Origin of the sequence: Chryseobacterium hagamense (assembly GCF_007991455.1) — a bacterium.
GTDB classification, from domain to species: domain Bacteria; phylum Bacteroidota; class Bacteroidia; order Flavobacteriales; family Weeksellaceae; genus Chryseobacterium; species Chryseobacterium hagamense.
On sequence record NZ_BJYJ01000024.1, the window covers coordinates 1 to 26,996 of the forward strand.

The following is a 26,996-nucleotide window of genomic DNA, read 5'->3' on the forward strand; positions in this document are numbered from 1 at the left end:
AATGGAGCCTCCAGAGGGATTCGAACCCACGACCCCGAGATTACAAATCACGTGCTCTGGCCAGCTGAGCTATGGAGGCATATTAAAAAGAATTCAAAAGAACGCTATTCCCTTTTTGCGAGTGCAAATATAGAACGGTTTTTTTGAATTCTCAAATTTTTCAATAACTTTTTTTAACTTTTTTTATCAAGCCATTTCTTTTTTCTTGATTAATAGCTTTTTAGCGGCATCCACGCAGGAATCCAAACTTTCTTCGAATGAGCTGCTGGTCTTTTTTACTACGATATCGTCTCCCGGAATGGCCAGAATAAGCTCGGCCGTTTTATTCGCTTTGTCCGAGGCATTCTCTACTTTTAGAATTACTTTGCAATCCTGGATCTTGTCGTAAAAAGTTTCCAGTTTGCTTACTTTTTTTTCAATGTGTGATTCTAGTGGTTCGTGTGGAGTTAAACCAATTGATTGTACGGTAATCTTCATAAGTCGTCATTTTTTGAAGCTCTTGGATGAGCCCGATTAAAAACTTTTTTCAATTGTTCAATATTGGCATTCGTATAGACCTGCGTGCTCGCAAGGCTGGAATGGCCCAATATCTTTTTTACTTTGGATATCTCTGCCCCATTGTCCAGAACGTGCGTTGCAAAGCTGTGCCGCAGGATATGGGGACTTCTTTTTTCTTTGGTTGTTACGAGACTAAGGTACTTATTCACCAGCAGATAAACAAATTTTTCCGTAAGTTTTTTGCCTTTCTTATTTACAAAAAAGTACGTTTTGTACTCTTCCAACGGGTTTCTTGTCTCTGCATAATTTTTCAGCAGATCCGAAAGTTCCCCCGAAACCGGGATGTATCTTTCTTTGTTCCCTTTCCCGATAATTTTAAGTTCGTTTCCGCTAAGGTTTACGTTTTCAAAAGTCATACCACAAAGCTCCGCCTTCCGGATTCCCGTCTGATACAGCACTTCGATTACGCATTGGTCCAGTACCTCATGGGGTCCCTCAAAAACCTGGTCGTTAAGATTTTGCATTTCCTCTTCCGACATCGGAATCTGCTTTTCCGGATAGAATTTTAATGACGAAATATTTTCTACCGGCGAAACTTTGATCTCCCTTATTTTCAGAAGAAAAAGGTAAAAGCTGCGGAGTGAAGACAGTTTCCGGTTGATGCTCCTTTTGGAGATGCCCTTCTCGCTGAGATCGACGATGAAATTGCGGATGATTTTCTTATCGGCTAATATCAGGTCTTCGGAAGCTTCCGTTCTCAGATAAAAGCCGGAAAAATCCTCAAGATCTCTCCGGTAGCTTGTAATGGTGTGCGGAGAATACCGTTTCTCCAGCTCTAGGTAGTTCAGGAATTTGTCCAGCATCATGAAGTATATAAAAACAAAAATTCACTCTTCAAATATAATCATTTAAAGAGTGAATCCTGTATGTGGGTAAGAAAATTCTTAAGCCTGTTCTTCCTTGCTAAGATTTCTTTGCTTGTGAGCAGCCTTTAATCTTGCTTGTCTTAAAGTTACAGAAGGCTTGATAAATGCTTGTCTTGATCTTAATTGACGAACAGTTCCTGTTTTATCAAATTTTCTTTTATATTTTTTTAATGCTCTGTCGATGGATTCACCATCTTTTACTGGAATTATTAACATATATTACATCTCATTTTGGATTGCAAAAATAAACATTATTTGTGAAACTGCAAAACTTTCTTTAATAAATTGAGAATGAGGTTAGATAAATGGTGAGGATAAGGAAGCGTTGGGAAATCAGGATTTTATTTTAAGAGGGTTGTTTATTCTCGCGCAGATACCGCAGATTTATTTGTAATTATGTCGGCGTAATCATAGCAACTCTACAGCACCTATATAAACCCACCTTAAATCCCTTAAAATAAAAACAATAAATATCCCCTCCTCCGGAGAGGTGGCAAAATTCAAAGAATTCTTGACGAGGTGGTTTCAAGAAAAATCTCTTTTGAAACTCTGAACAAATGGTCAAAACAGGTTTCACTTTCCTGCAACGCCAGACTTTTTTTTACTACAGTGCTATTAATGAGTAAGAACCGGTTTAAAATTTTTAACATTAAGGAATTAAGTTCTTTTAGCCTGGGAACATCAAAGTATGGTCTGCCCGCCGGTATTCAATTCATTCACTGAAATCATTGTATTAAAGTGAAGAATAAACAAAGTTTATTTTAATTCAGAAAATTAAGAGAAACAACAAAAATTTTTCTAAATCACAATCTAAACAAGCTTTAAGGCAAACAAAGCCGCTCTACTTATTAAGGAAATATAAGATAATCATCTTATCTTTCGGCTCATTTAATCTATTCACATCTTTTACAAGCCTCCCCTTAATCTTCTTCATCCAAATAAACTTTGTTTATTCTTAACCTTAATATTGAGAAACACACCTTAAATCCTTAATGTTTAAATAAGCTGTTTGTCTTTTTAAGTAAAATGTGTTTGCCTAATTCTATAAAAATACTTTTTCTAACCTTCCTATAAAAAACCTAATACCTCATCATCTAAAATTTACCAGGATCAGTCTGTTCTAAAAATTTCACAATCAGCATCAAAGCGGTTTCAAAAAACCACTTATTTAAAAAAGCCGGTCCATTTCAGTTATATTGGAACAATTTTCGTATCTTTGCTTTCACTTTATTTATGGGGTTGACTGGTTTCGACAGCAAGGTCAATGGGTAAGTAAGCATGCAGAGAACCGTAGCGCGATCTCTTAAATCCCTTGCTACAAAATTTTAACTGGCAACGAAGAGTTCGCTCTTGCAGCTTAATATCGAAGTATAGTAGATCAAGCGTTTTCCCGAAGATTTCAGTAAGGAAGCAAGATGTCCCACAAAAGCCCTGTTCTGCGGCGTTTGATCCTGGGATATAGGAATGCAGGAATAAGTCTCGCTTCGCTTCGCGGCGGGATCGAAAATCTCAGAAGATAAGCTGGAAGTTGGGTGTCTGCTCTCTGCCTCCAGTCGAAAACCAATAGCAGAATAAGCATGTAGAAAGCTTATGTATTGCTTGTTTGGACGAGGGTTCGAATCCCTCCAACTCCACTTTTAAACTAAAAGAGAATTTGTAAATTATTGAATTTTAAATAATTACATTTTCTCTTTTTTGTTTTTGTACCCAAAATTGTACCCAAATTTTTAAAATGTACTTTTTTGAATCTGTTTGAATTTAATTAAACTTATTTGAATTTTGAGAATACAATAGTTTTATAATAATACAAATATACTATGATTTAAAATAATGCCCATTACTTTCAAAATAATCATACATTATACTCCGTGCTGTTGCTTCCCAATCAATTACAACCCAATTAGGAATATTAAACTTGTCATCTTCATAAAGCCATTGTACAAAATCTTCATCACTGGAAAATTCGCCGTAATAAAAATTGTTTACATACTCATATAGGCTTTGAAAATCCATTTTGCCTAAACAATCTAAACACGCTTCGTAAACTTCTACATCATGCCCTGAATCATTGATTTGTTCCAGAACATAGTATATATCTTTTGATATATGGCACTCGCTCAATAGCCCCAGTTTTTCCAGAATCGGACATTCAAAGTCCTGAAACATAAATTCTGGTTCATATTCATCAGAATGCAGCTCATACATTGCTTTTTGTAATTCTTCAAAATCAGAATAGTCTGAAAGGTTCAGCCATTTGCCGTAAAGGCTTCCGTTGTTATATTTAGCATACGTGCCACAATAGATACTAGCAGTATCAAGACAATTTGTTAACTTTGTCATGTTGATAAGTTTTAAGGTAGATTTAAAATTTATTGATTCGCCTAGCAGTACGCCAATACTTCTAGGCATTTTTGTTTTTATATTGAACCTTGTACCGAAAGACACAAGGCTAAAGTAGCTTGTAAAGATGCATAAATATACAATAAAATCATGATAACCACCAGTTTTTCAAGCACTTTTCATCCAAAATATCAACATCTGTTAAAAAATTTTTAATCATTCGGAGTAACAGGAAAATGAAAATAAGCGTCAAAAAACAAAAATCTTTGATGGGGGAAGATTGGAAAAAACGAACCACTCCCCCACCCACTTTCTTGGTAGTATCCTCTGTCTCGATGCCTATATTAAAATTATGAGATACAACATAGGGGTATGTTTTATAGTAAAAGTTTGGCGGGATGGTGTAATTAGTAGACTAAGTATTATATATTAAAGGTTTTGTTGCTTAGTAAAATCAAACAGCATCTGAAAACATGACATAATATTTATCTCATTGAGTTTATATAAAAGATTGTTTTTGTTCTTAGCTAAAGTTAATTTGTATATTTATTTTAGTAAATTATTTATCATGAAAGAACTTGAAGGAATAGTTAAATTCTACCTGAATAATGAAACCAACAATGCTCTTCTTATTACGGGTGAGTATGGAATTGGAAAAACATATTATTATAAAGAAATTCTCTCAAAACAGATTATGCAGACTGAAACCTATCATGACGCAAGTAAGAATTATAAACCAATTTTAGTTTCTTTATTTGGATTATCAAACCTTGAGGATATTCAAACTCAGATATTCGTAACACTATATCCTATTCTAGACAATAAAAAAGTTAAGATAGGTGCTGCCATCGGAAAGACCCTTTTAAAAGCTATTATGAATTTTAAAGATTGGAGCGACTATTATGAAATTGTATCAGAAGCTGGAATCAATAAAAAAGATTTAATAAATTTCAATGACTTAGTTATTTGTTTTGATGACTTGGAACGCGTGAGTAGTAACTTTCAAATTGAAGAATTAATTGGTTTCGTAAACTCGCTAACAGAAGGTAATAACGCTAAAATAATAATTATAGCTAATGAAAACCAACTTGAAAAAGAAAAATTTAATCATTTAAAAGAAAAAGTTATTGGTAATACCATTGAATACATTCCTGATATTGAAAAAACTTACAATAGCTTAATTGTGGAGAAGTATAGTGGGATGCCGACTTATAAAAAGTTTCTTGAAGAAAAAAAAACATATATTCTCAAGAATTTTACACCTTTCACGAAAAATATTCGCACCTTATATTTTATCTTCACATATTATCATAGTATTTATTCTTATCTAAGTTTAAATGCTATCACTCATAAATTTGTTGATGAAAATTTAAAAACAATTTTTAATTTAACATTAAAATTCACTATAACAATTGCATTGGAATTCAAGAAAGGCGATATTAAGTATAGTGACAAAAAAGAGGTAGACAACTCCCAAATTGACATCTCTGATATCTCACTAAATAAAATATCCATCAAAAGATATAATCAAAATAGTCCATCAGAGGAAAATAAATCTTACAAGCAAACTTTGATAGAAAATTATTATGCAGATGAACAATATGTTTATTTTGAGTCCATTTTTGATTATATAACAGGTGGTAACATTTTGGATGAAAAATTACTACTAGAAGAGTTAAAAACTTTTTATAAAGTCAGCAATGATGTTATACCTTCACATTACAAAATATATAATAAACTTAATTATCCTGAGGTCTTCAATTTAAACAATACGGATTATTTAAAATTAACCAAAGAATTGCTAAAATTTTCTGATGAAGGGCTTTACAATATGAGTGATTACACAACGATTTTTTACTTTATTGCTAGATTTAATAATCCATTAAAATTTAGTTCCTTAATCGATATAGAAAAACGTGTTATTAAGGGGCTTAGAAAAGGCATAAAAAATTACAACTATATTCCAAATATTAATTATTTTTTAACTATCAATCCAGATGCGAAATTTTTCGATAATTACAATAATATAAAAAAGGTCATTTTAGACATTAATGATGAGAAAAAGAAAATTCTAGACAAAATTGAAAATGAAAGATTGCAAAAATTATATAGTCAGGATTGGGAAAGTTTTCAAGAATATTTGTTAACTAAAGATTATCAACCTGTACTAAATTTTTTTGATGCAAAAAAGTTTAGTAGATTTTATATTAATGCAGAAATATCTACAAAATGGAAGATTAATTCATTACTAAAGCATCGCTACAGACAACACATGTACGAAGTTTTGTTTGATGAACTACCTTTTCTAGAGACTATCCAATTAAAAATTCACGAAAAATTGAATCGAAATTATAAGAACGGTTTGGAATTCTTTGTATATGATGATTTTAATAACACCCTCAAAGACACTATTAATAATATCAAAAATTTCAAAGGAAATTAACCTTGACAATCTACAAATTTAAGAATAGCTAACAGTATACAAACTTCAAACAACTTTTAATATAGATTCATATAGTTCACGAAATTTCATATTTTTGTAGCTGAATTTTATCGAAAAATATAAAGCGTTAGCTTTTATTCTGTTAATAGGAAATCTCGCAAATTAACTAAAGTTACACAGGATAAACAGTTGATGCCTCCACCTATGGCGTGGAGGCTATTCTTGTTTGTGTAACACGGTTTCGCGAGAACCTCCTATTTACAAATTAAGTTTAGTCCTTCACGCTTTCTGTATTATTAATACTCACTTCAGGAGGGCAAGTGAATAAAAACATTCACTATGAAAAAGTTTATCCTTTCCGCATCTTTGTTAATCGGAATTTCTTGTTTTTCTCAATCAGTTACTAAAAAGTATAATTCATTTTATGACAGATATGAGTATTTTGACCCAAACGGAAATATGATTAGCTATGAAAAGTATAACAGTTTAGCTAAACAATGGGAAATGTACAATGTTGATGGTTCAAACATTTCAAGCAATACTAGGCAACCCACACAATATCGTGACCCACAACAATTAAGCATTTCAGGCTTAGGAAATGCAATGACAGCAAAGCAAAACAAATATGACAATAATGTTCAGCAAGTTCAGAATACCGTAAACTCAATATCTCATCAAATCAATAATTTAAATGTAACTGACGAACAAAGGCAACTTATACACGATACTTTTCAAAAAAGCTGTGTTAATGAAGTAAATCGAACAAGAATTAATTACTCATCAGCCAATGAAACCAACCGTGTTATACAATGGCTGTATGATTCTGTAAATACCATTATTAAAAATGTAACAGCTTCTTCCCGTGTCAGCTCTAATAATAACAGTAGTAATTATCAAAACAATTCTTCAAATGATTATAGTAGTGATAGCAAGATAAAAGCTAATTATGGCAGAACATTACCTGTCTATAATATTGCCATTTTTGATAAGAATAATCGCAGACTAAAAGACGAAACGATTATTACTGATTCTTATGTAATTATAAATGAAAATCGAATTGATTTCAAAAGGGCTGATGGATTTGTCACTTATAGAGATTTTTATAATAAGGTTTATAATGAGCAAAAAAAAGGTTATACATATTCATCAACTACAGGCGCCGTGTTTATACATGATGATTTAAAATATATTGAATTTTTCACTAATAATTTAGGAGAGGGAGAAAATTACACTTATTACATAACACCATCTGGGAATAGGTAATAAAATTTATTTTAGATATTGTATTGAAAAATTTTCAAACAATTTTCAAATAAAATAATTAGTATATATTACATTGCACATCTATTATAGAGTTTAGCCTTGACCATACTGGTTGAGGCTTATCTATTTGTCAATAAATATAAATGAAGCGTTTGGAGAAAAAATATACAAGATAATCTTATATTATAGAAATCTAATCGGAAGTAAGAGGAAAAACTTTCCGAAAAATAAAATATAGTAAAAATACGGATAATTAAATCATGGGTTTTAACGATATTGTCGTATTAAAAAACTATTCGAAAGTAGATAATTATAACTTACCCGTTTTTGATAAACAAGATTATATTGTCAATACAATATTTACATTAAATATTTGTGATTTAATAATAGTAATAATACATAATACATTCAATTTATGATTACATTTCAAGATAAGGTAAAAATTAGGCGAGTATTTTTTCATGAGTTGGGGCACTATATATCAGCCAAATTGAATCAAAAATATTATACAGGTTTTGGTTCGGAATATATCAAAATTTACCCTTGTGAAAATAAATTTGATGAATTTTGTGGAAAAACAGAACCCAATATACCTGCTGATTATGATAATAGTAGTATATTTTGGGAGAGAATAGCCGAAGCTCTTATAAGTTCAATTTATGGTTGTATTTTTCAATCTTATTTTTCTAATAGTTCCACATTGGATTTTTGTTTTGAGCACTTTGGTGTTGATGATATGTTAAAGCATAACGGAATAATTGCTAATCATAGACTAGGGCACTATAAAAAATTTCAATTAAATCAATTATATAATCGGCATTATCAGGAAATTTTCACCAGTAATATTCTAGACGAATTAAGGACAATTGATTATTTAGCCCTCTTAATTCCAATTGAGAATGAATTTGATTCATTTTTTGTAAACTTAATTGAATTAGATAACGACTTAAAAGAATTCGTTGAAAACTATTGTGACTTTTACCAAAAATTTGTTGATGATGTTAGAAAGATAATTATTGAAAAGTAATTGCTCTTTGATAAATATTAACAATTTTTATATCTTGGTATAATTTAATGCAGTTATGATAAAAGATTTACAGGTTAGTTATCTGAATAACCTTAGAAATTCAACTTCAGTTATTAAAACCTTAGGAGATATTTTTAAAGAAATTGAAAGTGAAAAAATTAAACTAACCACTCTAGAATTAAATGAACTCTATAAATCAGGAAGCGAATTATATTCGGTTAAGAAAAAAAATCTTCCTGTTGTTACTTTTTGTGCCTTATTTGAACAAAATAATCGAAAAAAAGAAGGAATCATAAACTATAATCACCTATTAGTAATTGATATTGATAAATTAGATACTAAGCTAGTTGAATCTGTTAAAGACATTCTCAATGCCGATAATTTTGTAAGTGCTAATTGGGTTTCACCATCGGGAGCGGGACTAAAAGGGCTTATTAAACTAAAATTTAATAATGTTCAATTAACTAATGAAAATATAGACTTCCATCATAAAAGAGCATTCAAAAAAGTTTCTGCTTACTTTTTAGAAAAATATAATATTGAGCTTGATAAAAGTGGTAATGACTATACAAGGTTATGCTTTATCTCATTTGATGAAAACATTACCGTAAAAAATTTATACTCTGAATTTGAAGTTAATCCTGATGAGTACGTAGAATCGATAAATCAATCGGCATCTAAGACAAAGATAAATGTTAATAAAAATTTAGGTGCAGCAAATAAGTTTACATTACATAATTCTATTGGAAAAAATTCTCAATCTAATAAAAGAGAGATACTAAAAATCATTAATTTTCTTATAAGAGAAAAAAAGTCTATAACCCATTCTTATGATGAATGGCTAAGAGTGGCATTTGGAATATCTAATACATTTACTTTTGATTTAGGAAAAAAATACTTTATTGAGTTAAGTAAAATGGATGAATTGAAATTTAATGAACCTGAATGTTTAGCAATATTAGAAGAATGTTATTATAATTCAAAAGGAACAATTAACTTTAACACTATAATTCATTTAGCTAAAAACAAAGGTTACAAATAATAGCTAATAGAGAGTACCTAGACAACGGTTAAGATTAAATTAACAGGTTGTTAGTGTTGACACTGTAATCAAGATTGGAATAAGTGGCAGGAACTTCAAAGACTTTGTCAGTATTTATGGTTAAAAATTCAGGGACTCTCTATGTAGCTACAAATAATTTTAAAAAATGTTAGAAGATTATTTTTCTTATAAAAAAATACTAATTTCAATTTGTAAAATCAGAGCTAAACAAGCCAAACTAAGAAGTAAAAAACACTTGGTTCACCTTCTTTCGTCCGACGTTAGGACAAATTATCATCTAAATCATAAGAAAAATCAAAATAAAATTAATAAAGATTTAGAATTACTAAATTCTATTTTGCCACCACGTAGAAAGTGGAAAACATTAAAGAAAGACAGGAGATATATCAATAATCATCAAAAAATAGATAGTATACAATATAATACTGAAGCCATATTAGAAACAGTAAGATACTATAAAGATAAGCATCCTAATGAGCCATTTATAATTAACTTAAATAAGTTTATCAAAGATATTCAAGATTCTATTCTTAACCCTAATTTTAGCCTTATAACTCCCCAAATAATACCACAAGCTAAAAGTAAAGGTCAATCAAAATGTCGCCCAATTGCAATGTTTAACTTAAAAGACAGGATTATAATAAGTCTAACAAACCAATATTTATCTCAATTTTTTGATGAACATTTTTATTCAGAATCTCACGCATTTCGACCAAAACGATTTTATGATGACAAGACAATAGTTACTTCCCATCATCATGCAATAGATTCAATATTGAAGTATAGGTCAAATTATAAGGGAAAAAAACTATATGTTAGTGAATGTGATATTAGTAAATTTTACGACTCGGTAAATCATACAATTGTAAAAAAATGCTTTAAAAAGCTAATAGCTCAAAGTAGTTCAAGCATTGATTCCAATGCAGAAAGAATCTTTTATAAATATTTGGATTCTTATTCATTCGTTCATAATGTCAAAATTTATAATAATAAAAAGAAATATTCTGCATATTGGGAACAGCATAAAATTAGTGATGGTCACTTTGGATGGATTGATAACGAACTAAAAGAACTCAAATATTATAAAAACATTAATCGTAATCGAATAGGAGTTCCACAAGGCGGTGCAATCTCAGGCTTGATTGCTAATATGGTATTACATTTTGCAGATATTGATTTATTAAAAAATAAAGATAATAAATTGCACTACGTAAGATTTTGTGATGATATGGTAATTATTCATCCTTATAAAAAACAATGTAAAGAATATTATGATATATATACTAGAAGTTTAAAAAAGCTTAAACTTGTTCCACATCCATCAATAAATTTTAATTTCCAAAATAGAAACACTTTTAAAGAATTTTGGTCTGAGGAAACAAAATCAAAAAGTCCTTACAAATGGTCATATTTATCTAAAAACTCAACAAGATGGATTGGTTTTGTTGGATATGAAATTTCCTATAACAATGAAATTAGAGTTAGAAAAAGGTCATTAAATAAAGAAAAATCTAAACAAAGAGAACTTGTTGAATTAACACTAAGCAGTCTAAAAAATGGACAAAGAAAATCCAGAGATACAGTTATAGAGTCAGTATGTAACAGACTTATAGGAATGTCGGTTGGTAGAGTTAGTATGAAAAATTTCACTCAAATAGAAAACGATTTTTGTTGGGCAAAAGGTTTCAATCGATTATCTAAAAATAATCATATTGCTAAACAATTGAAAAATTTAGATAAATATAGAAGTAAACAAATTGCCAGATTAAAACGAGAACTTTCAAGTGCAAATAATAAAAAAGAAGTCTTTATACCTAAATTCTTATTTAGTTGTATTCCTAAGATTTCAATATTTGATTCCGAAGAAATTCGTAAAGAATTAGTATCACTCAAAATATTGACTTCTAGATTTAAGTTAACAGCCTTAAAATATGATGAAATTTGCGAAGATAGTTTCAATTTAAAACTTAGTAATAAATATCTTGTTAATGAAAGACTTATATTAAAAACTCTAATATCCTTTAAGGACAAAGAAAGAAATGTAAATTATTACGGAAAACCTTTTAGTTATTACTTCAATTTGATAGAGAAGAAACCACCCTATTAATTACGCAATTAATTGTTATTAAATACCATTTATAGCAATTATAGTTAATTTAAAAATTACGATATTTGACAAGATAAACTATAAATATTCTAATTAGTTGGAACAAGCACATGAATAGAATTCAAATAGAAGGCTACAAATCAATTAAAACACTCGATTTAGAATTAGCACCAATAAATATTTTAATTGGTGCTAATGGTAGTGGAAAAAGTAACTTTTTATCTTTTTTTGAATTATTAAGTAATATATATAATAGGAATTTAAGACAATTTGTTTCATTAAGAGGTGGGACAGATAAGTTTTTACATAAGGGAGATAAATTTACAGAAGAGATAAAAACAAAACTAACATTTCCAAAAACAAATGGATATTCTTTTACATTAAAACCTGGTGATGATGGATTTATTTTTGTCCACGAAGGGCTGTGGTATGATAATCCTTTTATGGAAAACCCTGTTGAAATAGCTTCTTTTTCTTATGAATCAAAACTTATTTACAACTCAAAACCAAGAGCAAGATATATAAGAAATTATTTAACATCATTACAGAAATATCACTTTCATGACACAGGAGATAATTCTCCCTTTAATAAATCTTCAAATATCGAAAATGATGATTTTTTATTGTATGATAAAGGGCAAAATATCGCATCATTTCTTTTTTCAATTTATGAAAACAATAGGCAAGTCTATAATTTCATAATTAAAACCATCCAATCAATTGCACCATATTTTTTAGACTTTATTTTGCGACCAGATGAAAATAATAATATTAAATTAAGATGGCAGAGTAGTCATTCTTCAACTATATATGGTGTTAATGATTTATCTGATGGTACTATAAGGTTTATTGCACTAACAGTATTGTTCATGCAACCAAATCTACCTCACACAATAATTATTGATGAACCTGAATTAGGATTACATCCTTCAGCTATTGCAAAATTAGCAGGAATGATTAAATCTGTTTCTAAAAAAAATTGCCAAGTAATTGTCGCTACACAGTCTACAGATTTAATAAGTCATTTTGAACCAGAAGACATTATTACAGTCGACCAGATAAATGGCGAAAGTATATTTGAGAGACTAAATAGTAAAACATTAAGTAAATGGCTTGATGATTTTACTATTGATGATTTATGGAAAAGAAATATAATTACTGGAGGGCAACCTAATTTTGAGTAACTAGACTGAAAGAGAAAATGTTAAGACTTATTATAATTTGTGAAGGACAAACTGAACAAGCTTTCTGCAAAACTATTTTATATCCTTATTTTTTAAGTAAAAAAATATTGATACAATCTCCAACTATAAAACACACAAAAGGAGGAATTGTAAAATGGGATATTCTTAAAAAACAAATAGAAACTCATTTACTTGAAGAAAACAAAACCTTTGTTACTACTCTAATAGATTATTATGGAATTTACGGTAAACATTCATTCCCGAATTGGATTGATTGCGAAAAGATTGTAGATAAAAACGATAGAATGACAGAAATAGAGAAAGCTATGAAAGATGACATTAATAACTCATGTAATCATCGTTTTATTCCATATTTACAATTACATGAATTTGAGGGATTACTATTTAATGAAATAGATATTTTCTACTCTCAAATTCCTAGTGCAGATTTAATTGGAGAAGCAGAACTAATTAAGACTTTTAAAGATTATTCAAATCCTGAAATGATTAATAATAGTAGAGAAACATCCCCTTCTCATAGATTAGATAGAATCATTAGTGGTTATAATAAAATTGTCCATGGAGATATACTAGCTGAGGAAATAGGCTTGGAAAGGATGAGGAGCAAATCTCCTAGATTCAACAACTGGATTCAATCACTTGAGCAAATTAAATAAGACCTTATGCCTTTGTGCATAAGGCTTTTTTTTAATGTATCATTACGTCTTTTCATAATAGAGAATTAAAAAAAATAATTAAATTGTTAAGAATTTTAATTATAAAACTTAAATAAAAACGAAATGGTAATTACAACAGCAATAGTAACATCTTTACTATTAAATTTAGCACAAAAGGGACTTGAAAAAGCATTTGAGACAGGTGGTGAAAAAGCCTCTGAGGGAGCTATAAATTGGGTTAAAGGCCTATTTTATAAAAATGATGAACCTAAAAAAGCCCTTAAAGAACTTCAAGACGACCCAACCAACGCGAGTAAACAGGAAATCGCCAAAGGTATCATTGAAAATAGTATTGAAGACAATGAGGACAATTTGAAATATTTTGAAGAATTAATTAAATATCTTCCAAAGACAGAAAGCACAATATCAAATAGTAAAAATGTTGTTACTGGAAATATATCTACAGGAGGCAACTCAATCGTTGGTGATGGCAATACAATAAATTAACAACAATGGGCGAAAATGTCGTAAATGCACCTATAAATACAGGAGGTAATTCTATCGTAGGAAATAACAATACTATTAATCAATTTATTAGTGGTTTAGAAATATTGGTTCAGGAATATAAAGACCAATTAACAAAAATCTCTACTTTACTTTCTGAATTTAAGCCTAAAACAGCTTTAAGCTTATTACAAGAATTAGAAAATAGAATTATTGATAAAAATATAGACCAAAAAGATACTTTAAAAGCAAAAATTTTATATTTAAAAGGTTTATGTAAATCAGAAATTCAAACATTTACAAAAGAAAATTCTGCAATGGATTTTGTAAATGCGTATAATTTAAACAAAAGTGACAATAATTTTAGGGATAGAGCATGTTTTGAGTATCTTAATCTAGCCGAAGATGAAAAAGCAAAAACATTAGCTGATGAAATTTTAACAATTGAAGAATTTAATGTTTCAGCATGGTATGTAAAATGTATGCTTTTAGATGATTTATCGGAAATTACGAATATTTTACCTAAAACATTAAAGAATAATAATGATTTTAATAGCTCCTTGATTATTAGGATTCTTAAAGTTGAGGATATTAAATCATTTGAAAATTTAAAAAAATATGGTCTTGAGTACAATTTTGATATTAATCAGTTCACAGAGTTAACCTACGAAAATAAAACTAAGTGGATAATAAATATAAATTTACTTTTAGATAAATTCTTTTCTGAATTTCCTTTAAGATATATTTCAGGAAACACATTTATTTCAGAAAGAAATCCAAGTATAGATAATACATTAACATTACTTGAAAAATACATTTTTACTTTAAATACCACCGAATTAGCTGATTCCATAACAGTTTATGAATTTTACTATTATTATCTGAAATATTTGTTAGAAAATAAAAATGAAGATTTTGAACAATTGGAATCAAAATACAAAAACTTGTCAGAAGTAAATTGGTCTCTTACTGTATGTATGTGTCAAGCTCTAAATCATAAAGAAAAGTTTACCGATTCATTAAGTATTTTAGACGACTATGCTACAAGGACAAATGAGCACATTGCAGAGTACTACATATATAAGTCTGTTGTTCTAGGTATTTTAGAAAGGTATGATGAAGTTGAAGAAATGTTAATGAACTATTTAGAATTAAAACAAATTTTGGACGACACAGCAGTTCTAAATATTTTCTCAACATTTCTCAATATTCAGAAAAAAAATTGTAATAAAGAATTGTTTCAGAGAGAGCATGCTGAAATGATGAAAATGCAATATGCTTCCGAAGACCTTAAAAAACTTGTAGATGCTACTTTAAAAATTAATTTTTTAGAAGAAAAAAGCGAAGATGTTATACAGCAGTTAAGGGAAATTAAAAGTATAAGTTTTAATTTATCTGAATGTAAAAGTCTTGTGGCAAGAAATTTTGAAGAACTAGGATTAAGGTCAGAAGCTATCAAGTACTTGGAAACTTTCATTGATAAAACTAAAATATCAGATGAGCTTAGGTTGTATATCCATTTTTTAATAAATCAACTTTATGATAAAGATGATAATGAGAGAAGATATAATGAACTGCTTGAGCTATTAAGATTTTGGAGAGAAAATAGCGATTATGTTGATGAAGAGTTTTTACGAATTGAACATAATTTATATAGTAATATTAATGACTTGGATAATTTAGAAATTGTAGATAGTCTCTTATATCAGTATTTTCCTGAAAATGAATTATATCTTTTTCATTATATATTAATTTTGGAAAAGAAAAAAGTCTTTGATAAAATATCTCAAATTTCTAATAATCTTAAAAGCCACTTTGAAGATGAAGTTAGTGGAGTAAATATTTGTATTATTTTATTAAGAAATAAAATTAATGTCTCGAAGGCTTTTTCCTTATTATATAATCTAGCACAAGACAAAAATAACATAAAAGCTAGAAAAGCTTATTTTACTCATTCATTAATTATAAATGACTTCTTTGAAAAATTTGAGGAAGTTAGGATTGGTAACTGGGTAGAATATAATATTGATAATACCACTCACAAAATACAAATTACAAAAGATGAAGGGCTACAAGGAAAATTTATTGGTCGTAAAGTCGGTGATACATTCATTGAAATTACGAAAATGGCAGGACTTAATAAAAACATTCAAATATTAGATATATATAATGATGCGGTAAAACTATTCAAAGATATTTCGGAAGAGGCGCACAATCCATTGAACGAACTTGGTTTTGAATCATTAAATCTTCCACAAAAAATTGAGGACTTTGAAGAATTTCTAATGAGTCACTTTGGAGCAAGAGGTAGTGAGGAAAAAAAATTCAGAGAATCACAATTAAATGATTACTATAATTGTCGAATTGGTTTTTTAGAAATTACTCGTTCTGTATTTAAAGATGACTTTATACAAGCATACAATCATTTAACTAATGATAATAAAGGTCAGTTTACAACAGTTCCTAGTTCATTAATTAACAATTACACCACTGAGGAATATGGATTAGATATAAGTGTAATCCTTTTATTTTATTTTTTAGAAAAAGAATTTGGATTTAAATTTATTCACAAATTTAAAATCAATTACCAAACAAAAGAACATGTTGAAAAAGAAATTTTAGAATTAAAAAACTCACCAGTTTCAACTTTATCAGTAAATATTACTTTAGAAAAAATAGAGAGATATATTTTTCCAGATGATATAAATGACAGAAGAATAGAGTTTTTGGAAAGTGTTTTGAAATGGATGGAGGATAATTGTGAGGTTGATATGGTGATTGAAAAATTAGAAGTATATCCAAAATTCACAATGGAGACACAGGACAATTCTGATTTTATGAAAAACTTTGTCGATAATTTTTATATGTCATCTAGAGAAAAATTTAGATTAATAAGCAGTGACATATCTTTATTTGTCTACAAACAAAACAAAAATATCTATAATAATCAATTGAATCCTGAACAATATCTTAAAACTTTTTATTCTGACAAATGTGATGAAACTTTTTACAGACAACTTCTAAAATGGAATTATTTAGGAATTGACATTAATTTAAACGTTTTGAAAAATGAATTTTTTGATTTGTTAGGTGGTAAAGAAAATTACTATTCTAAAGCTGTGGAAAATTTGCAATTTTCAGTTTGCTCCAATCAGCAAATTATATATATATGCAGTAAGTTTCTAAAAGAAGTCTACTTAATTATTTCCATGACTATCGAAAATAAAAATAGATATGCACTTGACCTTTTTGCTAGTAATTTTAATCTAATGCCTGGAGAAATAGTTAATTTGTATGAATCAGTTCTAAGAAGTGAATTCAAGCTACTAGGCGATTATTATGATAACGTGCTGTCACAGTTTAAATTAGCTAAAAAACTGTATAGTTAAATCGATAAATTAATAAGCCCCGATTGATAAAACATAGTCAGGGTTTATTATTTATATTATCTCCAAATTTTTTGAGTCATATTCGGAACATAACCAATCTCACGGATAAATATTTTATGCATTAATTCATAAACTTGGTCTAAATCTGATTCTTTTACCACTAAGCAATCATGCAATGTAAAAAACGGAATCTTTCTTTTAAAAGTATTGTTTATCTCTCGAGCAATTGTGTGAACCATAAAATAAGATTCTAATTGAAACAGCAAATATGAAAGTCTTTTATGTCTTTCAGACGGCAGAACACCCTCAAATTTTACTCTTTTAAACTTTTTGGTAAGTTCATATATCTTAGGAAAATGATTGTAAAATACGGCTTGTTCCTTTATATAATATTTAGGATGCGCAAAAAGCATAGCTAAGAATTTATTTTTAGTATATTTTCTTAGGTCGTCTTCATCACCATCAAATTGCCTGTTAAACATCATTTCAAAACTTGATTCAAAGTTCGGCAAGTTCATAAAACTGTCTTTAAAGTACTCATAAAGTTCATTATTCAGCACAAGTTCCCTGAAATCTGCTACCTCCCTGTCAGAAGGCTTTACCAAAGATTCTACTATCATATAATGATAGAGTATATCCTGACTGCATAGCTGTGTGCATAGTATCCCCGCCTTAGTCTCCCTGCTGATAGTAGGAATAGAGAGTATATAGGACAGGAAGAATGGGATTGAGGACGACAAATCGACTTCCGCCAGATTCTCACTATCATATTTCAGATACTTTCTACATAATTTAGAAAAAGATGTTATAGCGGTATGCAATCTACCGTCCGTTTCAGGCTTGTTATAAAAGTTAAAACATCCATTTTTAAAATCTATTACTCTTTGAGCGTTCAAAAGATACTTGTTATAGTCTCCCGTCTGCAAATAGTCCATATAAAGCTCATTTAATGCTGATTCTGCATCTAATTCAAAGCGAGACACATCAAAGTAACCTCGTGTAAAGTCAAATCGTTTCCGAACGGTATTATCAATCTGAGGTGCATTAATTTTGATGATTTTACGAGCGAAAGTTTTGTCAGTGATACAATACATTTCTAATTCACCATCCCCCCAATAATATTTAGGTAAGTGATAAGCATAGCAACCACCTGGCTTATAATTTCGCTTCCAAAGCATCCGCCCCTCACCCCCGAAATCCCGATAAAGATAATTTATATTCTGTTTAGAATTTCTGTAAATAGATTGATTAATTTCTGAGCATCGTGGGATAAAATGATTTATTACTGATTCAAAGCTGCCGTATTCTTCAGTATCTTTTTTGCATGATTCTTTAATAATGTCGGAGATAAAATAATAACAATAATCTACGCTTAATTTAAAATCAGGCGGGAATTTAGACAATCTTTGTTCTAAACTTAGATGTTTGGGTATTAAGACATAATATTGACTCATAATAATGTTATAAAAAGGGAATAAAAAGGGCTGTACACAGCTTTTTTGCAATGCATTCAGGTTTTGTTATAAGAAATGTTTTAATTGATTTTTGGAGTATTCACAAGCTTTTTACGGTATGTGTACGCAGAGTTACGCAGTGTAGTAGTAAAAAGATTTTGTTTCCTCAGCCTTATACCTGTGTGTATAAGGTCAGTCCTCAATTATAAATACGGCATATTTCAAACTAGGGCTTTGAGCCATTGTATCTTTTACTTTGGTTTTATCTTTAGCCATAATAAAACACTCAACTTGATTAGTGATTAAAAGATGCCTGCCCGCATGATAATCCAATACATATTGTGGTTCTTGGATTTCAGGTTGAATATTTAATTGTTGTTTTTCCTCTAATGCTAACTTGTTTTCAATTGCAGAGGCAATATTTATTTCTTTTATCTTCAACCTGCCTTGGACTTGATTATATGCCGCACTAATACTTAATTTTTCGTTCAGCATTTGACTGATAATACCATAAAAGCCACTATTTATTACACTTCTATATCTAGCTGTGGTAGTTCTACCGATACCTGCCAATTTGGAAATTTCTAAAATAGTATCAATTTTATCTTTCACATTATCACCTCTACCAGCTTTAGAAAGATTTTCTTTTGCTTTTTTTACAATAGTTTCTTCATGTAAACAGGCAAATTTTAGTTTTTCCACAGGTGTGAGATTTCTTCTCTGACATTGATGTTTAACCATCCAAAACTGAACATCTGAAAGCAATGCAAAATTTTCTCGAATTTCTTTTTTTGGAATATCTGAAATTTCCAACTCTATACACGCTTTTAATCGTATATGACCATCAATAACTAGCTTAATTCCGTCTGGTGTGGCGTAATATAAAATCGGGTCAATAACACCGTTTTGGGTAATATCTTCTTTTAATTGGTTGTATCGATTTAAATCTGTTATTGATTGGTAAGATTGCAGTTCCCAAATAGTTGTTAAATCTTGATAATGATAATAAACATTGTAGTTTTTATTGAATAATTGAATTGTATTTGACATGATAATTATTATTTTAAATTTGACACAAGAGATACCCACACAACAATCGACTGTGCTTTGATTAAACATTAAAAGTGTGGTAAATGATTAAGAAATAATTGGATTGGGAAGAAGTTTCCTCAGTTTTAAGAAGCTTGGTTCAATTTTGAGAATACTTCATCTTTTGAGTAATAAACTCTATTACCGATTTTAGTATTTTTCAATGTACCGTCATTATTCCAATGAAATAATGTTGTCAAACTTACATTTAAAAGCTTTGCTGTTTCTTCACGAGTATAAAACTCTTTTTCTGTTGATTGTGCAGGAATATGTTTTTCTAATTCCTCTCTCACTAATTTTTGAATGTATTGACCAAAAGATTCTAAATCTATCTGCATCAATTGAATTGCTGAATTTGTCATAATTTTTATTTGTTTAAGATTATGATGCAAAGGTTCAGATAGGGAAAACAGGGAAAAAACAGGGAAAATATTTTTAAGACAAAATAATTTAACCTTCTGATTATCAGTTAAAAAAATTTCAATTATTTTTTATTCTAGAATCGGTTTTAATTTTCCCCTATTAATTCCTAATGAATATTCAATTTCTGTAAGAAAAGCATCAGTAGTTTTAAAAGTGAAAGGATAGTGTTTACCCCGTGGATTGTCAATGTCAAGAAAATTTTTAAGATATTGTTGTTTTACCTCTCTTTTATTATTTATATTGAATTTAGTAATTCTTTCAAAGGAAGCTATAGTATCAAATTTCTTTCCTTCGACCTCATAGAAGTAATCGAAAATATAGAAGAAATAACAAAACCTAAAAAAATAAATGTCATTTTTGAATTCTATTCCTTTAACACCATTACTACTGTATTTATTTTCTGAAAGTGCATTCAAAATAATTTTTATAGTACTGTTATCAAAAGATTTTAATTGTAAATAATCAACAAAAACGGATTTTTCTTTCATAAGAATATCTAAATCATTCTCAAGGAACTTATTTTCCTGTAAATGTACTTTATCTCCATATCGCTGTAAATTCAGATATTTCAGCTTCATTCCGTAAAGAGAATGTTCTGCATTTAATTCTAAATACTGATATAAATTGACTCCTGTAAGGTCTGCAAATCGTAATAGTTCTGATGCGCTTAATATGTTAAGGTAGTTTTTAAGAGATTCTTCCAAAGAGATAAAGGATGATTGTAAAGATATAATTGAAGATTCGGTGTAAGAAAAAAAAGAACCATCTAGTTGCGGAGTTTGAAATGAATGCTCAAAGAGTAATTTTTCATTTTCATTTATTTGATAATCCAGATATTTTTCACGACTTGAATATTTGTTTATAAGAACTGATTCTGATACCCCATTAACTTCCCTTATAAAACGACTTAAAAAGTTTGATGCCCTTTTTTCTAAAGAAAATACAAGCGAAGCATAATAACTTATATAAATATTTGGAGATATAATTCTAAGAAGTAAATAGTTTTGAAAATGTTCTGATATGACAGCAGAATTAATTTCGTTTTCATTAATAGGTAAACTTTCAAATATATGTTTTTGAAGTTGCTGTACTATATTAGCTGTAATAATAATTATAGTCTTAACTACACTTACAATATTATTAATCTCTTCATCATTATAAATTTCATCAATAGACCCAATATTAGAAAAATCTACTGTTCCATCATTAACAATTACTGCATTTATATTTAAATAACGGTTTATATACTCGAAATAATCCGTTATTAATTCTTCTGAGCTTTCTACTTTTTGAGGGGACAGCTCTTTTGGATAAAAAGACAATAAGTCATTTATTGTTTGAGAGATAATTAGATTTTTAATATCAATGCCTAAGTCTGGTTGTATAACGTCCAGCTTAGCTATTATAGCTTTTATTTCAGGTATATGTGTAGGCTTTTCAACTTCAAAATTTTGTAAAAAAAATTCATGTATGTTATGATATGACACAGGGTCTTCCATAGCTATTACATAAACAATAAAGTCTAATGCAATTCCTCTCTTAGTATCTATTTGAATCATTTATATATTAATATCCTAAGCTATTAAAAATCTTTGCTGTTGATTTTGCTTTTTCAACTTCCGTTTTATTAATGTAAGCCAATAATTGTTTTTCCGTAGTGTGTCCTGTAAAATTAAGCAAATAAGTAGTAGGAATTTTCTCATAAAAGTTAGTAGCAAAACTTTTTCGTCCTATATGAGATGTAACAAGTTTATGTTTAGGAAAATTACCAAAAACTTTGCGAGTAATATTCTTCCCATCTTTTTCTATCGTCTCCGTTCTACCATTGTATACAATTTCATCTATTTCAGCAATCTCGCACACTTCTTTGATATAAAGATTTAGGTTTACATCTGATATTTTTCGTGGAAACTCACCATTCCGTTTTGCTAAAATATCCTGCACCTTTTTTAATAAAGGAATTTGCATTTTAGCATTCGTCTTTTGTTGGGTAAATTCAATGTATTTCTGTCCCTCACTATCCTCCACAATCATAGAAGAATTAAACCTCATATAATCACTCACACGTTGACCTGTATAACAGGAGATAAGTAGCCAATCTCTTGCATTATCTAAATAATCATGTGGCATTTCTTTACGCTCTATTTTATCCAATTCATCAAAAGTTAAGTAAATTGATTTTGGAATATGCTTTGTCGCTTTTTCAACTTCAAATTTCCATAATTCAGCATGCTTATGAACTTCAATATCAAAAGAACCTGCAACCTTACAAATCATTTTTAAGAATTTAAGGTTTCGATATGTAGTTGAAATCTTATAACTCTCCTTATTACAATAATCTTCAAAATCAATTCTAAAAGAATTATCTAAATCTTTAAACTTTAATCCTCTAAATGTTTTCTTTCTGATTTTTCTATCCGCTACATATCTTATCATTAATTGCTTAACAACATTAGCTTTCTTAATAGTCGATTCCGTAACACTATCTTTTTTTAAAGATATATAAGTATCAATAAAAGTAATCACATCATCCGAATACTTATTATCTTCAGCTTTTAAAGTTGTAGGTTCTATAATTGATTTCAGCCATTCTTTTAAATCGATTTCTGGATTATCCTCCGTATAACTTGAAATAATATTAGCTTCTAATTGTGAAAGACGAGTGTTTATAGTTTCAGTATCATCTTTGTGCATTTTTTTGGATGGCATTTTACACTTTCCGTCTTTCCATTCTTTTGGTTTACAACTCAAATAAGGAACGGGAACACGTATATCAATATTCCTGTCTCTAAATTTTGCCCAAATTGTACTTTCTTTATCCGCTACCTTTCCTCTAATAAAAAAACTTACTGATGCCATAATTAAAATGATTAAAAATTTAAGTTGTACCCAAAGTTGTACCCAAAAAATTCAAATATAGTTTAATTTCAATAAATTCAATTTAATTAAACAACCTTAAAAAGCCTTTGTACAAAGTATTTATAAATTAATCAAGATTTTAACAGATTTAAAAACTTAGTCCCTCCAACTCCACTGAAAATCCTGTAGATTATTAATTTACAGGATTTTTATTTTGGATATTATTCTGCTCTTAGTTTAAAGAGTTTATTATTCTAGCAAAATAAGCATCATTTTATGAGATTACTATATACGCCATTATGCAAACTTATAATTCTAATTATATTAAAATGGAAAAGGACTGTCTGAAGTTTGACAGTCCTCTTTGTTATCTGGTTTTCGTTAAATATTCACCAATTAATATAATTGATATAATTACCAAGAGCATAGCAATTATAGACCACGGATTTGCAAAATTAATTGTCCAACCCATTTTTGTCCTCTTAGGTGGAAATAACCTTTTATCGTCTTTATTATAATATATAAAGCCTAATTTCCAAGGTGAAGAGTTTTTTTTGAAGTTATCCATAATTTTATTTTTTTTAGGTAATGGTACATAATATTATCGCTATCTAGATACAAGATAAGAGCCGCAAACATCGAGAAAAAAAATGTGATAAGGCCATGAGTTAAAGAAATTCCTAAGTGAAATAATATTCCTGCAATCATAAAGCTATATCTTATCTTTTTATTTGTGGCTAAAATACATGCAAATAAACCAAGCTCAAATATAATAATTAACCAAGTATAAATAGGTGCAAATTTACTTAGTGTGAAAAAGTTATAAATATTTTGGAAAATTACTGGTGCACCGAATACATTATTAGTAAACCAATAATATAAACATGTTCCATTTCTCCATTCGTCAGTTGTATATAATTTACCTATACCAGCATGTAAATATATGCCAGCAACTTGAATATAAATTAGAAAAAAGTATACATTAAAAAAAATATTAGCATTTTTTCTTAAAGCACGACTATTATTCCATTGATTTATTCTTTTATCAAATAGACAGACAGGAATTAATAAAAGACTCAAAATCAAAGCGACTTGATCTCCGCCATCTATAACAACAAAAGAATTACATATACTAAAATGAACCCAAGTCTGTAAAATACTGGATAACTGAGGCAAATAACCTGAAATTACCCAAAGTAAAATAATTATTGAAATTACTTTTGCTATACCAGGATCACAAACATTAAACAGACTATATTGTTTAAATGGTGATACAATAGAAAAGGAATCGTTGTCAACCATTAACGACGAATCGGTTAATTCTGTAATATTATTAAATAAAAGTAATAATAAAGATCCAAAAGCTAACAATGAACGAGCAATTATAATTTTTTGGTTAAAAATATTTTTACTTTCCAAATATTCAATAACTGTTTTCATTTTATTACTTATAGATTATATTAACTGGATATATTACAAACGTAGATTTATAATTGGACTTTCGATTTAATAAGGTCCACGGAAGTAATCGCTGTAAAACAAAAATATACTTTCCATTCAAATCAGGAGAATGTTTTTTCTCAATATATATATCTTTGTAATCTACTTTTTTTTCTTTCAATATATTAGTAAGTTCATCCACATCTAAAGCTTTAATAGATGTGCCTTTTGTTAAAGTATCTTTATTTATTTTATCAAAAACATTACCTATTTCAATTGAAACAATCCTATTGTGACGTGATATTCCATAACTATAATCACTTGAAAAATTCCTTAAATTTACAGAAGTGATATTGCCATCAGAATTTTTGAAAATATAAGTAAGAGGGTCACGAGCATTTTTAGTAAAAAAAGCCCAACCTTCCGGTATGACAGATACATAATTTATATAACCATACCTGCTATTATTCAATGGATTATTTCCAAAATAAACAGATAAAATTTTAATAATTATAGCAAAAACTAAAATAATAGCTGTGAGGAAATAGATAATTTTTATCTTCATAAATTACTTTAAATACCTTGCAAATCTACTGTAACAGTTGTCTGGAACCTTTCCGAATAATAAGTATTATCTATTGTTGGAAAATTACCTGGCATATCTGGAGGTGCAACGAAAAATGCGAAAGCTACTAAAACAGCTGCTACAACAACAGCAACAGCAGCATATACCCATTTATATATATCTACAACTGATTGACCTTGTGGCTTTTGTTTATTTGTTAATTTATTTACTAATGTAGAAATATTCTGCTTAGTTAATGTATTTATACCTTGATCTTTCAAAATAGTTGAAACATCATTCTGTATTTTATCTATCTGTGCCTGATTTAGATTCGATAATTCTGCAGTACTATTCTTTATTTCTTTTACAGCTGAAAGCATAGTATTTTGAACTGTGTAATAATCGCCAGAGCCAATACCTTCTCTAAATTCACTCATAAAATCAGGATTATTATGATTAATTTGAGCGATTATAAGGGTTTCGAAATTAATCATTTCATTAATTTCGGTTTGATTATTAGCAAAATTTCTAAAACTTATTTCTTGGAAATCCTCTAATCTATCAGCAACCGGTCCTTCTAAAAACATTATACCTTTAAATACATCAACGTCACTATATGCTGCCATTCTTTGCATATTACTTTGTGACACAGGAGTATCAGATTTAATACTGTCGTTTAATAATTCATCTCTATTACAACTCACGAATATGAAGTTGAATAGAACTAAAGCAATCATTACTGGATTGTTCGAGATTTTTCTAATGTTTCTCATTTATTGAAAATTTAAAATTAATTTGTTTTCTAAGAATTGGCAGAGAAGCCTATATATGATTATTGGTTCTTTGATGATTGGAATAAAAAATTTCAATTATCATATGAAAATTTTGGAAATATACCGATGAATGGTAATGGAGAGAATGTTGAGTCCATGGGTTAGTTTTATTATGGTGCGAAAGTATGGATTGTAAATTACACTCACAATACCTTCATGAAAATAATTACAGATTTAACAATATTTTTCTAATGATAGAATAAGATAAATAATTTAATGATAAAAATGCCATTCTTTTAAAAATCTAAATTAAAAAATATTGTAGTAAATAACATTCAAATTTCAAGTTCCAGTAGACCATGATTCTTCGTCTAAGACACCAATGGACTTAGCCAAGATATTTTTGGACTGCTGGCTGGTCAAGGAATCTATTAATGAAGTGCAAGGACCGAATCATACATAAACCTTTAATAGTTTACAAATAGCATAAACACAATATATATTCGGTTTATTTATGAAGCAGGATTCCCGGTTACTTGTCCGTAGCATAACAGCAAGCACAAAGAACATTTTTGCAACTGGCCAATGATGACTTCTTTTATGTACCGAGTTATTCTTTTTTCTTCCGGCACATTATAAAACCTTCGGCAGGTACTTGCGAACCGGTGGCTCCTCGAAGATAGCACTCCGGAAACAAAAGGATCTACTGCCCGTATACAAACAGAATAAACACATTATATATTCTTTTGTTTTGCCAGACTATCGTTCAACATCCAATTCATAAGTTTCATCGTTTTGTGAGATTCGTTTCTAATTTTTATTCTCTGCAGCGATTTCTCTTTGGGAGCTCTTGAAGCAGTGACAATCTCTGGGTTGGTCATTCTCCCAGATATACCCGTATCCAACTTCTCGGAACTGATCAGTTGATTATTTTTATACCGGTTAATTTTTACAAGATGATCTTATTTAGTT

At 29.0% G+C, this 26,996-nt stretch carries 22 protein-coding genes, 1 tRNA gene and 1 other RNA gene; 10 read left to right on the forward strand and 14 right to left on the reverse strand.

What is annotated here, in order from left to right:
* Positions 1-2: 2 nt before the first annotated feature.
* The 4 genes from CHA01nite_RS16245 to rpsU form a co-directional block, all read right to left on the reverse strand.
* Positions 3-79 (reverse strand) — tRNA-Thr (locus CHA01nite_RS16245).
* Between the two features lie 107 nt (positions 80-186).
* Positions 187-477, reverse strand: a complete 291-nt coding sequence (locus CHA01nite_RS16250) for an HPF/RaiA family ribosome-associated protein (RefSeq protein WP_146943275.1) — start codon at positions 475-477, stop codon at positions 187-189.
* Positions 474-1,361: a phage lytic cycle repressor MrpR family protein gene (locus tag CHA01nite_RS16255; RefSeq protein ID WP_146943354.1), complete on the reverse strand. Its 888-nt coding sequence runs from the start codon at positions 1,359-1,361 to the stop codon at positions 474-476. The genes CHA01nite_RS16250 and CHA01nite_RS16255 overlap by 4 nt, the downstream gene beginning before the upstream one ends.
* A gap of 81 nt (positions 1,362-1,442) precedes the next feature.
* The gene (gene rpsU / locus CHA01nite_RS16260) at positions 1,443-1,640 is read right to left on the reverse strand and encodes a 30S ribosomal protein S21 (protein WP_062162413.1); all 198 of its coding nucleotides are present in this window, start codon (positions 1,638-1,640) and stop codon (positions 1,443-1,445) included.
* 1,019 nt (positions 1,641-2,659) lie between these two features.
* Between rpsU and ssrA the strand changes: the two genes are divergently transcribed.
* Positions 2,660-3,061, forward strand: a transfer-messenger RNA (tmRNA) gene (ssrA, locus tag CHA01nite_RS16265).
* A gap of 178 nt (positions 3,062-3,239) precedes the next feature.
* Here ssrA and CHA01nite_RS16270 read toward each other — a convergent pair.
* A complete protein-coding gene (locus tag CHA01nite_RS16270) occupies positions 3,240-3,833 on the reverse strand; it encodes an antirestriction protein ArdA (RefSeq protein WP_228458438.1) in 594 nt (197 codons plus the stop codon).
* Positions 3,834-4,332: 499 nt separating this feature from the next.
* Here CHA01nite_RS16270 and CHA01nite_RS16275 point away from each other — a divergent pair, with 499 nt between their 5' ends.
* From CHA01nite_RS16275 to CHA01nite_RS16315, 9 genes are all read left to right on the forward strand, one after another.
* Positions 4,333-6,207, forward strand: a complete 1,875-nt coding sequence (locus tag CHA01nite_RS16275) for a P-loop NTPase fold protein (RefSeq protein ID WP_146943277.1) — start codon at positions 4,333-4,335, stop codon at positions 6,205-6,207.
* A gap of 339 nt (positions 6,208-6,546) precedes the next feature.
* A complete protein-coding gene (locus CHA01nite_RS16280; RefSeq protein ID WP_146943279.1) occupies positions 6,547-7,470 on the forward strand; it encodes a hypothetical protein in 924 nt (307 codons plus the stop codon).
* Positions 7,471-7,885: 415 nt separating this feature from the next.
* On the forward strand, positions 7,886-8,497 hold the full coding sequence (locus CHA01nite_RS16285) for a M50 family metallopeptidase (RefSeq protein WP_146943281.1): 612 nt from the start codon (positions 7,886-7,888) through the stop codon (positions 8,495-8,497).
* Between the two features lie 55 nt (positions 8,498-8,552).
* Positions 8,553-9,539, forward strand: a complete 987-nt coding sequence (locus CHA01nite_RS16290; protein WP_146943283.1) for a BT4734/BF3469 family protein — start codon at positions 8,553-8,555, stop codon at positions 9,537-9,539.
* Between the two features lie 166 nt (positions 9,540-9,705).
* Positions 9,706-11,667, forward strand: a complete 1,962-nt coding sequence (locus CHA01nite_RS16295; protein WP_146943285.1) for a reverse transcriptase/maturase family protein — start codon at positions 9,706-9,708, stop codon at positions 11,665-11,667.
* 110 nt (positions 11,668-11,777) lie between these two features.
* Positions 11,778-12,851: an AAA family ATPase gene (locus tag CHA01nite_RS16300; protein WP_146943287.1), complete on the forward strand. Its 1,074-nt coding sequence runs from the start codon at positions 11,778-11,780 to the stop codon at positions 12,849-12,851.
* A 17-nt stretch (positions 12,852-12,868) separates the two neighbouring features.
* Positions 12,869-13,528 (forward strand): DUF4276 family protein, encoded by a 660-nt coding sequence (locus CHA01nite_RS16305; RefSeq protein ID WP_146943289.1) that lies wholly within the window; start codon positions 12,869-12,871, stop codon positions 13,526-13,528.
* Between the two features lie 123 nt (positions 13,529-13,651).
* Positions 13,652-14,035 carry a hypothetical protein gene (locus CHA01nite_RS16310; protein WP_146943291.1) on the forward strand — a complete coding sequence of 128 codons (384 nt, stop codon included), beginning with the start codon at positions 13,652-13,654 and terminating at the stop codon, positions 14,033-14,035.
* A 5-nt stretch (positions 14,036-14,040) separates the two neighbouring features.
* Positions 14,041-17,421 carry a hypothetical protein gene (locus tag CHA01nite_RS16315; RefSeq protein ID WP_146943293.1) on the forward strand — a complete coding sequence of 1,127 codons (3,381 nt, stop codon included), beginning with the start codon at positions 14,041-14,043 and terminating at the stop codon, positions 17,419-17,421.
* Between the two features lie 56 nt (positions 17,422-17,477).
* On the opposite strand, the gene CHA01nite_RS16320 is transcribed toward CHA01nite_RS16315, so the two are convergent.
* From CHA01nite_RS16320 to CHA01nite_RS16360, 9 genes are all read right to left on the reverse strand, one after another.
* On the reverse strand, positions 17,478-18,875 hold the full coding sequence (locus CHA01nite_RS16320) for a hypothetical protein (protein ID WP_146943295.1): 1,398 nt from the start codon (positions 18,873-18,875) through the stop codon (positions 17,478-17,480).
* 192 nt (positions 18,876-19,067) lie between these two features.
* Positions 19,068-19,925 (reverse strand): ParB N-terminal domain-containing protein, encoded by an 858-nt coding sequence (locus CHA01nite_RS16325; protein ID WP_170234751.1) that lies wholly within the window; start codon positions 19,923-19,925, stop codon positions 19,068-19,070.
* Between the two features lie 125 nt (positions 19,926-20,050).
* Positions 20,051-20,326 carry a helix-turn-helix domain-containing protein gene (locus CHA01nite_RS16330; protein WP_146943298.1) on the reverse strand — a complete coding sequence of 92 codons (276 nt, stop codon included), beginning with the start codon at positions 20,324-20,326 and terminating at the stop codon, positions 20,051-20,053.
* Between the two features lie 129 nt (positions 20,327-20,455).
* Positions 20,456-21,946, reverse strand: a complete 1,491-nt coding sequence (locus CHA01nite_RS16335) for a hypothetical protein (RefSeq protein ID WP_146943300.1) — start codon at positions 21,944-21,946, stop codon at positions 20,456-20,458.
* Positions 21,947-21,953: 7 nt separating this feature from the next.
* Positions 21,954-23,246, reverse strand: coding sequence for a phage integrase SAM-like domain-containing protein (locus tag CHA01nite_RS16340; RefSeq protein WP_146943302.1), 1,293 nt, complete (start codon positions 23,244-23,246; stop codon positions 21,954-21,956).
* A gap of 367 nt (positions 23,247-23,613) precedes the next feature.
* Positions 23,614-23,814 (reverse strand): DUF5808 domain-containing protein, encoded by a 201-nt coding sequence (locus CHA01nite_RS21080; protein WP_146943304.1) that lies wholly within the window; start codon positions 23,812-23,814, stop codon positions 23,614-23,616.
* Positions 23,775-24,686: an HTTM domain-containing protein gene (locus tag CHA01nite_RS16350; protein WP_146943306.1), complete on the reverse strand. Its 912-nt coding sequence runs from the start codon at positions 24,684-24,686 to the stop codon at positions 23,775-23,777. Before CHA01nite_RS16350 ends, CHA01nite_RS21080 begins: the two co-directional genes overlap by 40 nt.
* Before the next feature lie 4 nt (positions 24,687-24,690).
* Entirely contained in the window at positions 24,691-25,251 is a 561-nt protein-coding gene (locus tag CHA01nite_RS16355; protein ID WP_146943307.1) for an SdpA family antimicrobial peptide system protein, read from the reverse strand.
* Between the two features lie 8 nt (positions 25,252-25,259).
* Positions 25,260-26,024: a sporulation delaying protein family toxin gene (locus tag CHA01nite_RS16360; protein WP_146943308.1), complete on the reverse strand. Its 765-nt coding sequence runs from the start codon at positions 26,022-26,024 to the stop codon at positions 25,260-25,262.
* Positions 26,025-26,996 lie beyond the last annotated feature (972 nt).

Excerpts from the sequence above, each read along its gene's own strand:
- CHA01nite_RS16320 (WP_146943295.1), bottom strand. The coding sequence starts at position 18,875 with ATGAGTCAATATTATGTCTTAATACCCAAACATCTAAGTTTAGAACAA.
- CHA01nite_RS16290 (WP_146943283.1), top strand. The coding sequence starts at position 8,553 with ATGATAAAAGATTTACAGGTTAGTTATCTGAATAACCTTAGAAATTCA.
- CHA01nite_RS16325 (WP_170234751.1), bottom strand. The coding sequence starts at position 19,925 with ATGTCAAATACAATTCAATTATTCAATAAAAACTACAATGTTTATTAT.
- CHA01nite_RS16335 (WP_146943300.1), bottom strand. The coding sequence starts at position 21,946 with ATGATTCAAATAGATACTAAGAGAGGAATTGCATTAGACTTTATTGTT.
- CHA01nite_RS16255 (WP_146943354.1), bottom strand. The coding sequence starts at position 1,361 with ATGCTGGACAAATTCCTGAACTACCTAGAGCTGGAGAAACGGTATTCT.
- rpsU (WP_062162413.1), bottom strand. The coding sequence starts at position 1,640 with ATGTTAATAATTCCAGTAAAAGATGGTGAATCCATCGACAGAGCATTA.
- CHA01nite_RS16250 (WP_146943275.1), bottom strand. The coding sequence starts at position 477 with ATGAAGATTACCGTACAATCAATTGGTTTAACTCCACACGAACCACTA.
- CHA01nite_RS16360 (WP_146943308.1), bottom strand. The coding sequence starts at position 26,024 with ATGAGAAACATTAGAAAAATCTCGAACAATCCAGTAATGATTGCTTTA.
- CHA01nite_RS16285 (WP_146943281.1), top strand. The coding sequence starts at position 7,886 with ATGATTACATTTCAAGATAAGGTAAAAATTAGGCGAGTATTTTTTCAT.
- CHA01nite_RS16305 (WP_146943289.1), top strand. The coding sequence starts at position 12,869 with ATGTTAAGACTTATTATAATTTGTGAAGGACAAACTGAACAAGCTTTC.
- CHA01nite_RS16315 (WP_146943293.1), top strand. The coding sequence starts at position 14,041 with ATGGGCGAAAATGTCGTAAATGCACCTATAAATACAGGAGGTAATTCT.
- CHA01nite_RS16350 (WP_146943306.1), bottom strand. The coding sequence starts at position 24,686 with ATGAAAACAGTTATTGAATATTTGGAAAGTAAAAATATTTTTAACCAA.
- CHA01nite_RS16300 (WP_146943287.1), top strand. The coding sequence starts at position 11,778 with ATGAATAGAATTCAAATAGAAGGCTACAAATCAATTAAAACACTCGAT.
- CHA01nite_RS16310 (WP_146943291.1), top strand. The coding sequence starts at position 13,652 with ATGGTAATTACAACAGCAATAGTAACATCTTTACTATTAAATTTAGCA.
- CHA01nite_RS16355 (WP_146943307.1), bottom strand. The coding sequence starts at position 25,251 with ATGAAGATAAAAATTATCTATTTCCTCACAGCTATTATTTTAGTTTTT.
- CHA01nite_RS16295 (WP_146943285.1), top strand. The coding sequence starts at position 9,706 with ATGTTAGAAGATTATTTTTCTTATAAAAAAATACTAATTTCAATTTGT.
- CHA01nite_RS16330 (WP_146943298.1), bottom strand. The coding sequence starts at position 20,326 with ATGACAAATTCAGCAATTCAATTGATGCAGATAGATTTAGAATCTTTT.
- CHA01nite_RS16275 (WP_146943277.1), top strand. The coding sequence starts at position 4,333 with ATGAAAGAACTTGAAGGAATAGTTAAATTCTACCTGAATAATGAAACC.
- CHA01nite_RS16270 (WP_228458438.1), bottom strand. The coding sequence starts at position 3,833 with ATGCCTAGAAGTATTGGCGTACTGCTAGGCGAATCAATAAATTTTAAA.
- CHA01nite_RS16340 (WP_146943302.1), bottom strand. The coding sequence starts at position 23,246 with ATGGCATCAGTAAGTTTTTTTATTAGAGGAAAGGTAGCGGATAAAGAA.
- CHA01nite_RS16280 (WP_146943279.1), top strand. The coding sequence starts at position 6,547 with ATGAAAAAGTTTATCCTTTCCGCATCTTTGTTAATCGGAATTTCTTGT.
- CHA01nite_RS21080 (WP_146943304.1), bottom strand. The coding sequence starts at position 23,814 with ATGGATAACTTCAAAAAAAACTCTTCACCTTGGAAATTAGGCTTTATA.